The organism is Marinococcus tarijensis (genome assembly GCF_054971385.1).
Genome location: NZ_JBQOJA010000049.1, coordinates 1 through 9,261 on the forward strand (window position 1 = coordinate 1; position 9,261 = coordinate 9,261).

The 9,261-nt window shown below is 38.1% G+C and carries 8 protein-coding genes; 1 reads left to right on the top strand and 7 read right to left on the bottom strand.

The window, feature by feature from the left end; genetic code table 11:
• Window positions 1-184 precede the first annotated feature (184 nt).
• From ACTTK7_RS16435 to ACTTK7_RS16460, 6 genes are read right to left on the bottom strand one after another with little or no spacing between them, the layout of a single operon-like run.
• Window positions 185-1,378 carry a thiolase family protein gene (locus ACTTK7_RS16435; RefSeq protein WP_462869178.1) on the bottom strand — a complete coding sequence of 398 codons (1,194 nt, stop codon included), beginning with the start codon at window positions 1,376-1,378 and terminating at the stop codon, window positions 185-187.
• Entirely contained in the window at window positions 1,375-2,550 is a 1,176-nt protein-coding gene (locus ACTTK7_RS16440) for an acyl-CoA dehydrogenase family protein (RefSeq protein ID WP_462869179.1), read from the bottom strand. Before ACTTK7_RS16440 ends, ACTTK7_RS16435 begins: the two co-directional genes overlap by 4 nt.
• Window positions 2,551-2,575: 25 nt before the next feature.
• On the bottom strand, window positions 2,576-3,352 hold the full coding sequence (locus ACTTK7_RS16445) for an enoyl-CoA hydratase/isomerase family protein (RefSeq protein ID WP_462869185.1): 777 nt from the start codon (window positions 3,350-3,352) through the stop codon (window positions 2,576-2,578).
• A 12-nt stretch (window positions 3,353-3,364) separates the two neighbouring features.
• A complete protein-coding gene (locus ACTTK7_RS16450; RefSeq protein WP_462869180.1) occupies window positions 3,365-4,210 on the bottom strand; it encodes a 3-hydroxyacyl-CoA dehydrogenase family protein in 846 nt (281 codons plus the stop codon).
• A gap of 53 nt (window positions 4,211-4,263) precedes the next feature.
• Window positions 4,264-4,932, bottom strand: coding sequence for a 3-oxoacid CoA-transferase subunit B (locus ACTTK7_RS16455; RefSeq protein ID WP_462869181.1), 669 nt, complete (start codon window positions 4,930-4,932; stop codon window positions 4,264-4,266).
• Window positions 4,904-5,605, bottom strand: a complete 702-nt coding sequence (locus ACTTK7_RS16460; RefSeq protein ID WP_462869182.1) for a CoA transferase subunit A — start codon at window positions 5,603-5,605, stop codon at window positions 4,904-4,906. The genes ACTTK7_RS16455 and ACTTK7_RS16460 overlap by 29 nt, the downstream gene beginning before the upstream one ends.
• Before the next feature lie 190 nt (window positions 5,606-5,795).
• On the opposite strand from ACTTK7_RS16460, the gene ACTTK7_RS16465 reads away from it, so the two are divergent.
• Window positions 5,796-6,614: an IclR family transcriptional regulator domain-containing protein gene (locus tag ACTTK7_RS16465; RefSeq protein ID WP_462869183.1), complete on the top strand. Its 819-nt coding sequence runs from the start codon at window positions 5,796-5,798 to the stop codon at window positions 6,612-6,614.
• Between the two features lie 536 nt (window positions 6,615-7,150).
• Here the strand turns inward: ACTTK7_RS16465 and ACTTK7_RS16470 are convergent.
• Window positions 7,151-8,110, bottom strand: a complete 960-nt coding sequence (locus tag ACTTK7_RS16470; protein WP_462869184.1) for an IS30 family transposase — start codon at window positions 8,108-8,110, stop codon at window positions 7,151-7,153.
• Between the last annotated feature and the right edge of the window lie 1,151 nt (window positions 8,111-9,261).

Below are 9,261 nucleotides of genomic sequence, written 5' to 3' on the forward strand. Positions count from 1 at the left end.
AAGATATGTTTCAACGGCAGGGTTAACTTCAAGGCTGGAAAAGGACAGCCGTTTACACAAAATTATTGACGGTCCCAGAAACTCTTTTCAAGTTGAACAAAGAAACAAATAACATGAAAAAAGAATTAAGTACATATTTTGGTTAAGACCCATAAAATAGGATATAAATTTTCATTCTCTCTTTTTATGCTTGCAAGTTCTCAACTATTGTTGAAATTCCTTGCCCGCCCCCAATACACAAAGTAACCAGTCCGTATTTCTCTCCCCGACGCTCCATTTCATGGAGTATTTTTGTCATAAGAATAGCACCTGTAGCTCCAATAGGATGGCCCAGGGCAATAGCTCCTCCATTAACATTAAGTCTAGCGGTATTGATACCTAATTCCTTCACCACAGCTAATGTTTGGGCGGCGAATGCTTCGTTCAATTCAATGAGACCCATAGCTTCAAGAGATAAATTCGCTTGCTTTAATGCCTTTTTTGTAGAATACACAGGTCCGATTCCCATAACTTCCGGTCCTACACCCGAAGAAGCTTGAGCTATTATTTTAGCTTTTGGCACTAATCCTTTTTCTTTAGCCTTTTCTTCTTCCATCATTAATACTGCTGCAGCAGCGTCGTTTCTTCCGCTAGCACTTGCTACTGTAACCGATCCTTCTTCTTTAAATACCGATGGAAGTTTCGCCAGCTTCTCCATTGGTGTAAGACGAGGATGCTCATCGGTATCAAAGATAACTGTTTCTTTCTTTTTCTTTATCTCATAAGGAACGATTTCTTCCTTGAAGTACCCTTTTTCTATAGCATTTTGTGCTTTCATTTGACTTTGAAAAGAAAACTCATCTTGTTCCTCTCTTGAAATAGAATATTGTTCAGCAAGGTTTTCCGCTGTAATTCCCATAGTTAAATCTCCATATTCTTCTATCGGCTGGGAATTGGGTTGGCTTTCCGTATTAGGATCAAGGATCTGTCCATTTCCTGCTCGGAGACCGAATCTAGCGTTACGCAGATAATATGGAGCCGTGCTCATACTCTCTGCCCCGCCAGCAATGATTGTGTCTGATAATCCTTGCCTAATCTGCATATCGGCATTGTTAATAGCTTGAAGTCCCGAACCACATTGACGATGAACAGTATAGCCCGGTACTTCTACTGGGAAGCCCGCCCGTAGAAGAGAAAGACGAGCTAAATTCGAAGAGTCGGCACTCTGCTTGGCTTGACCAAGAATCACTTCTTCAACGTCATTTTTCTGGATGCCCGAACGGTTAGTCACTTCATGGATAACCTTTGCCCCAAGGTAATCCACTAATTCATTTTGCAAAGCTCCCCCCATTTTTCCGACTGCTGTTCGTACTGAGTTAATCACTACTGGATTATTCATCGTTTCCCCCCTACCTTCTCATTCTGTTTTACTTCTTTCTGTAATTGAGAAGCAATAATGTTCCGTTGGATCTCGGAAGTTCCTTCATATATTCTTGCAATTCTAGCATCTCTATAATATCGCTCTATTGGATATTCTTTCATATATCCCTTGCCTCCATGGATTTGAACAGCAGTATCTGCTATACGTCCATATACTTCGGAACCAAACAATTTTGCAATCGCTGCCTCTTTAATCACCTTGTTTCCTTGATCAGCCTGCCATGCAGTTCGATAGGTTAGAGCTCGTAATGCTTCAATTTCCACGGCCATGTCTGCAAGTTTATGTTGAATGACCTGTTGATCAAATAAAGGTTTGCCAAATTGTTCTCTTTCAAGTACGTAATTCAAGCAATGGTTCAATAATTTTTCAGAAGATCCTAGGTTTCTCGCGGCTAACCCAGCACGACCAGTAGATAGAATTTTAAGAGCGTTGACATATCCTTGATTTACTTCCCCCAATACGTTTTCTTCTGGTACTTCCACATTTTCGAATATTAACTCTGATGTATAAGTGCCACGCATCCCCATCTTGTCGTCTATTTTCCCGATTCGAAATCCAGGGGTATCTTTTTCTACGATAAAAGACGTAATGCCTTTTGCACCTCGCTCAGGATCTGTAATTGCCATTACGGTATAAACATTGGCAATAGGACCGTTGGTAATATAATGCTTCATTCCGTTAATAATATATTTGTCGTCTTTTTTTACAGCAGTCGTACTCAAATTTGTAGCATTTGATCCTGCCTCCGGTTCAGTTAAACAAAAGGCTCCTATCCATTCTCCACTCGCCAATTTCGGTAAATATTTCTTTTTTTGTTCATCATTACCTAATTGCACTATTCCTGAAGTACCAATGCCTGTGTGTGCGCATACGAGAGTAGTAAACCCATTATGAGTTTGCCCCAATTCTTCATAGATAGCACACTTATCCACCATGTTAAGACCATGGCCGCCATACTCTTTAGGAATATTAAGGCCAAACAAACCTAATTCCTGAGATTTTTTATAAATACCTTCCGGTATTTTATCTTCTTCTTCAATTTGCATTGCTACGCTTTCCACGTCTTCTTGGACAAATTGTCTTATCTTTTTTCTAAATAATTCAGTCTCTTCGCTAAAATTGAAATCCATCTTTTCTTCCCTCCGCTGTGCTTTATTATTGATTATTAAATTCAGCTTTTCTTTTGTCTAAAAACGCTTGGGTACCTTCATTTTTATCTTCTGTCCCAAACGCGATCGTTTGAGCAAATTTTTCAAGCATTAGAGCAGTTTCAATATCTGTGTCAAATCCTTTATTTACTACCATCTTTGCTAGCTTTACAGCTACAGGGCCTTTAGAGGAAATTGTTTGTGCTACTTTTTTTACTTCTTCTAATAGTCGCTCTTTAGAAACAATTTTTGTAATGAGTCCCCAATGCTCCGCTTCTTGTTCATCTATAATTTTTCCAGTTAAAATCATTTCCATTGCTTTGCCTTTACCGACTATTCTGACTAACCTTTGCGTCCCACCAGCTCCAGGTACAATCGCTAGATTTAGTTCAGGTAGACCCATTTTTATTTCTGTAGCAGCGATGCGAATGTCACAAGCCAAAGCCAGTTCAAAACCTCCGCCCAAAGCAACCCCATTAATGGCAGCAATAGTAGCCTTCTCACAATCTTCTATTTTTTTATAAGTGGCCTGCATCCCAGGTACAAGGGCGTCTAACATCTTTCTGTCCCTTAACTGTTTAATATCAGCTCCTGCAGCGAATGATTTTTCCCCTGCTCCTGTAAAAACCAGAACTCTTACTTGTTCGTTTTCTTCAAGTTCCTCTACCGCTCTTTCTATCTCTTTTAATGTTTCGCTATTTAAAGCATTTCTAGTTTCTGGCTGGTTGATTTTTATCGTGCCTATTTCATTCTCTATGTTCACTAGAATATTTTTAAACATAATTATTTCCTCTCTTCATTCATATTGGTAAAAACCAGTTCCTGTTTTCTTTCCTAATTTTCCTGCTTTTACATACTTAATCAAAAGGGGGCAGGGTCGGTATTTTTCTCCTAATGTTTGGTACAAGTATTCCATGTTTCTAAGTCTTGAATCCAACCCAACGAGATCAGCGAGTTCAAGCGGGCCCATTGGATGATTCAATCCTAGCTTCATCGCTTTATCAATATCTTCTGCAGAAGCTACTCCCTCCATCAAAAGATTCATCGCTTCATTGCCAATCAAGCAATTCATTCTACTTGTCACAAAACCCGGAAATTCATTAACTTCCACCGTTTCTTTTTTCATTTGACTGCCTATCTCTTTTACCTTATCTACAGTCTCCTGGGAGGTATCCAACCCTTTAATTAATTCGATCAGTTTCATTTTATGAACTGGGTTAAAAAAATGCATTGCTATTACTTTATCTGGACGAGAAGTTTGTGCTCCGATTTCTGTTGGACTCATCGTTGAAGTATTTGTTGCTAGTATTGTAGATGGTGAAGATAAATCGTCTAATTCTTTGAAAATTTTCACCTTTAAATCCATCTTCTCAAGTACGGCTTCGATAACTAACTCTGCCTCTTCCACACAATCTTTAAGATCAGTAGAAAAAGTAAGGTTATTCATAGAACGAATAACATCTTCTGGGTGAATAAAATTTTTTTCCGCGCTCTTGTTCAACTCTTTTTCTATATAAGTTTTAGCCTCGCGCAATGCTTCAGGATTTACGTCGTTAATATGAACCTCATAATCATTTAAAGATGCAGCATAAGCAATACCTCTGCCCATCACTCCTGAACCTACAATAGCAATCTTTTTCATCTCTATTTTCAACTCCTATTTTTAAGGGGAATATTTCTATTCATCAAATATTTTTAATAATATTCTCTAGTAAAATTTTCATCCAATTCAAAGTAAGCTGGTGTTTTTTCTCTTAGTTCCTCTAAAGAAACAGAAGGGTCTAATTCTTTAAGTATCATTTTATTTTCATTGAAATGGAATACTGCTATTTCTGTGACTACCATGCTTGCTTTTTTCACCCCACTCTTAGGATAAGTTAGTTTCTTCACCAATTTGGGTTCTTGGTCTTTCGACACATGGGTTAATGCAATAATAATACTCTTTGCTCCAGCTATTAGATCCATTGCGCCACCCACGCCCAAAATATCTTTCCCCGGAACGGCCCAATTAGCAATTTCTCCTGTTTCATCCACTTGGAGGCCCCCCATCACCGCCACGTCAACATGGTTGCCTCTAATCATTGCAAACGAAGTTGAACTATTAAAAAGTGAAGCACCTTTGTTCATGCTCACTGGCTTTTTACTGGCATTAATTAGATCCATATCTATGGCATCTTCTGAAGGCTCCGGCCCAATGCCCAACAAACCATTTTCAGCTTGTAAATATACCTCTTTTTCTTCTATATAGTTAGGAATGAGACTAGGTATCCCTACTCCTAGATTCACAATTTGGTTTTCTTGCAGTTCATTAGCTACACGTTTAGCTATTTTGGATTTACTTGGCGCTCCTGTCTTGTTCAACATAACTACCTCCTTCTTTTACGTACTTTGTATTTTTTACGATAAAGTCTATAAAAACATGGGGGGTCCCAACGTTTTCTGGAGGGATTTCGCCTGGTTCGACTATTTCATCTACTTCAGCGATTACTATGTTTCCGGCTTGAGCTACATCGGGGTTAAAATTCATCCCTGTTTTATGATAAAAAAGATTACCAAGTGTATCCGCTTTCAAAGCTTTTACCAAAGATACATCTCCCTTAATAGCTTTTTCTAGCACGTAAAGTTCTCCATCAAATTCACGCACTTCTTTTTCTTTAGCCAACTCTGTACCAACAGCAGTTCTAGTAAAATACGCAGCAATGCCTGCCCCTCCAGCTCTAAGAGATTCTGCCAAAGTACCTTGGGGGATTAATTCAATCTCCAATTCATTCGCTATCCATGCTTTTACAGCATCTCTATTCGTGGTGAAATAAGAACCAACTGCCTTTTTTAATTGTTTAGATAGCAATAGTTTTCCTAACCCTTTTCCTTCCTCGCCAAGATTATTACTTACTACTGTTAAGTCCTTTGCATGATGATCTAGTAAAGAATCAATTAATGTTAAAGGTGAACCTGAGAGACCAAAACCACCAACAAGCAACGTATCACCTGAATTGATTTTTTTAACTGCTTTTTCAGGCGTTATTAATTTTTTCATCTATTCCCCTCATTTCAGTGATATTTTATTATTAACAATTTTAGAAATATTTTTCAGAAACTCTTTTAAACACTTAGAAATTATGAAAAAACAATTTCTTAATTGATTTTTATATTGATATATTGTACGATTATAGTACAATTGTTCGTTAATAGTACAATTTCGTTTTATTATAAAGGAGATGTATATTTTGTCAACCAATGATTTAAACAAAAATATTAATGAGGAATCCAGAAAATTAGAAGAAAATCCTGGAGACTATTTAAAAACTTTAGAGAAAGGAATAGAGGTTATTAAAGCCTTTACAGGCCATCCAAACTTAACAATTAGTGGTGCTTCTAAAATTACTGGTTTTTCCCGGCCATTTACTCGAAGAGTGTTGCTCACCCTTGAAAAACTTGGGTATGCTAATTCAAATGAAGGTAGGTATTCTTTGTCTCCAAAAATGCTATCATTAGGCTATTCTTATATTGCTTCTCAAAATATTTGGGAAATTGCTTCACCTTATCTCGAAGAATTTTCAGAAAAAATACAAGAATCTAGTTCCTTAGCTACACTAGACAACACTGAAATAGTATATGTAGCACGAGTATCCGTGAATAAAATTATGAAAGATTCTTTAGGAGTGGGCACTCGTTTGCCAGCCCATGCTTCTTCTGTAGGAAGAGTACTTCTTGCTCACCTTTCTGAAAAAAAATTAGATCGTTATTTTCAAAAAGCAGAACTTCATCCTTACACCGAAAAAACTGTTACTTCGGAAGTGAAATTAAGAGAGGAACTTAAAGAAATATATGAGAAGGGGTGGGCTTTGAATAGTGATCAATTAGAAATGGGAATGATTTCGATGGCAGCTCCAGTAACAGATAAAAGAGGAGAGGTAGTAGCTGCTGTGAACTGCGCTACTCATTCAGGCAGATGCAATGTTGATAAAGCCATAGAAGAATATTTGCCTCTATTAATAAAAACTTCTAAATCTATTAGCAAAAAGATAGACTTTGAAATTATTTAATTAAGAGTTTAGTTTGTAAAGTTTGAATTAAAGTTTTATAAAATCTTAGAGTTGTTAAAAAGATAAAAAATTTTAAGCTCAACTATAAAAACCTCAACGTTAGATTGAGGTTTCAGATTGTAGACAAAGAGCACCCTTACACGGTGCTCTTTGGTTCTATCGTTTTCCGTCTCTTTTTTCATTGCCGTGAGTGTCCTCATTTCATAAGCTACAGATGAAGCTATTGCAGCAGTAACGTCTCCACTGTCATGGGTAGGAAACACCTCCACCAAATCGTACCCTTTAATATTTAATCCATTATAACTTAGTAATTATTCAATAAATCACTAGTTCTTGCTTAAATTCTATTTTAGGCAAATATAAAATGAATTCTCAAATAAAAAAATACATAAACATAAACGTAACAGTTTCATGAATATATTATGTTTTCTTTTATTTTGATGAATTAAAACACTGTTATTTGATATTTAGAAATCAAGAATAATTATTTAGTTAGAACTTCGTTATCTAATACTAGTTCTTTTATGTTTAAATCGTCAAATTAAGTTAGACAACATATCAGGCTCCATGTACCTCATGAATACTTCCAATGGGGTGCAATAATCTAACGATTTTCTTGGGATGTGATTTCTTCGAGAGGCCACAGCGGAAACATACGGCTGATCCACCTTGTGAAAATCCATGTGCTTGGGCAGGCCGTCTTTTCGGAGCAGTCCGTTCGAATGCTCGTTTAACCCGCGCTGAGAAGGCGTTCCTGGATCTGCAAAATAAATAGCAAGGTCATGCCTGTTGCTGATCGACCGCCAGTTAGAAAACTCCTTGCCACAGTCGAAGGTGATGGATTTGAACAGGTGCTTGGGAAAGCGGCTGCACCACCGGTGCAGCGTGGTTTCAATATCTCCGGCCGTGCGACCGGCTGGCTGAAGGGTAATAATCACTTTCGATAAGCGTTCGACCAGGGTAATCACGGCACTCTTGTGGTGATGGCCGACAATGGTGTCTCCCTCCAGGTGGCCAAATTCCTGTGGGAAGGCCGGGTAATCCTGCGCTCGGTCCGAAAGGGTCCGCCGAAACGACTGCTTTCCCCGGCGTTCCTGATGCCCGTTTGGTTTTCGCTTCCCTTTCATCGGCAGGGTGCTTCGATCCAGCATCCGGCGCTCGAATAGGCGGTACAGGGTGCGCGAGGAACAAGGCAGCGGGCGCTCTTGGCGTCCGGCGATGACATCGGGGGTCCATCCTTCCCTAACTTTGTCGGTGACATAGGCTTGATCGGTTGCCGTTAAGACCGTCGGTCTTCGGCCACACCGCTTTTTATTGGCTTGATATCGCTGAACATCATCGATGGCCCGGTACCCTTCCCGTAAATAGGTCACGACGTTGTGGATCGTTTGGCGGGCACGCCCGAGCTGCCTGGCTATATGGGAAACCGGAATCTCATTTTGCGCATACGCTTCTATGAGGACAATTTCATTCGTGCTAAGATGGGTGTAGGTCATTCGTGATCACTCCTATGATTTCTTTGGTCGGAAATTCATCTTGAGTGTATCACGAGTGATCTTTTTCGTTGTCTAGCTTAATTTTACAATCGACGATGTGTAATAGTTATTAACGAGAGCCTAAAATATTTTATGTAAACGAGCGAGCACGAAAAAAAGTTTTTTTAGTGGCTCGGGGCCAAACACAGAGCTCCTACTCTACTCAGGAATAACCTTCATGAAGTAAGCTAAAATATAGAGGCTGTTGTCGGCAACTTTCCTCTTTCAATTGAAATTTCTGCAGTTATTAATTCTGGTGCGTTCCGAGAATCCATGGCCAGCTCATATGTGCACTAAAGAAAAAGAGGGCGGACGATCACCCTTTTCTTAACAACCAACAGATGCCCTTACAAGTGGAATTCTAAAAAATATTTATTTCCGGTGACGTTATTTTTTCTGTATTTGTTTATTCGGTCTCCTAACGGATAAATCTTTTTTGCCATCTGAGATTGAACAAATCTCTCTAACTCCTAGACCTCTATCACATTAGAAATTTTCTTCGGGTATTGTGCTTTTTCATTCTCAATTACAATAATAAGTCACTAACTAATGGCTTTTTTCTATATGATTGATTACTTATTATATTTTTCACTCATAAACTATTACATAAACTAAAACGTTTTTGTAATAGTTTAATTATAGCTTTTATTATTTAAGTACTCCCTAACTTTGGATGGCATCCAATATAACTTACTAAGTTTTTAATATCATATTAGATCTTCTCAAAGTCCACCATGAAAGACATAATAGTTGAATATTTAAGTAAACATAAACGTAACAGTTTTATTAATATATTATGTTTACTTTTTATAATTTAATCATTGCTGTCTAATATTAGAAGTTATGAAATATTAATTCTCTGGACGAAGGGTGCTTTCTTAAAATTCACTCCTCGATGTGTAATAGTTATTAGCAACACATGCATTTTATAATTGGTATTTAAGTTTATATTCAGTTTGTTCTTCGAAAGATTAAATAAAATATTTCAACATTGGGACCGTCAATAATTTTGTGTAAACGGCTGTCCTCTTCCAACCTTGAAGTTAACCCTGCGGTTGAAACATATCTTCCAATTGATGTTGGGCCTGGGCGAAGCCCAGGTGACAGCGGGT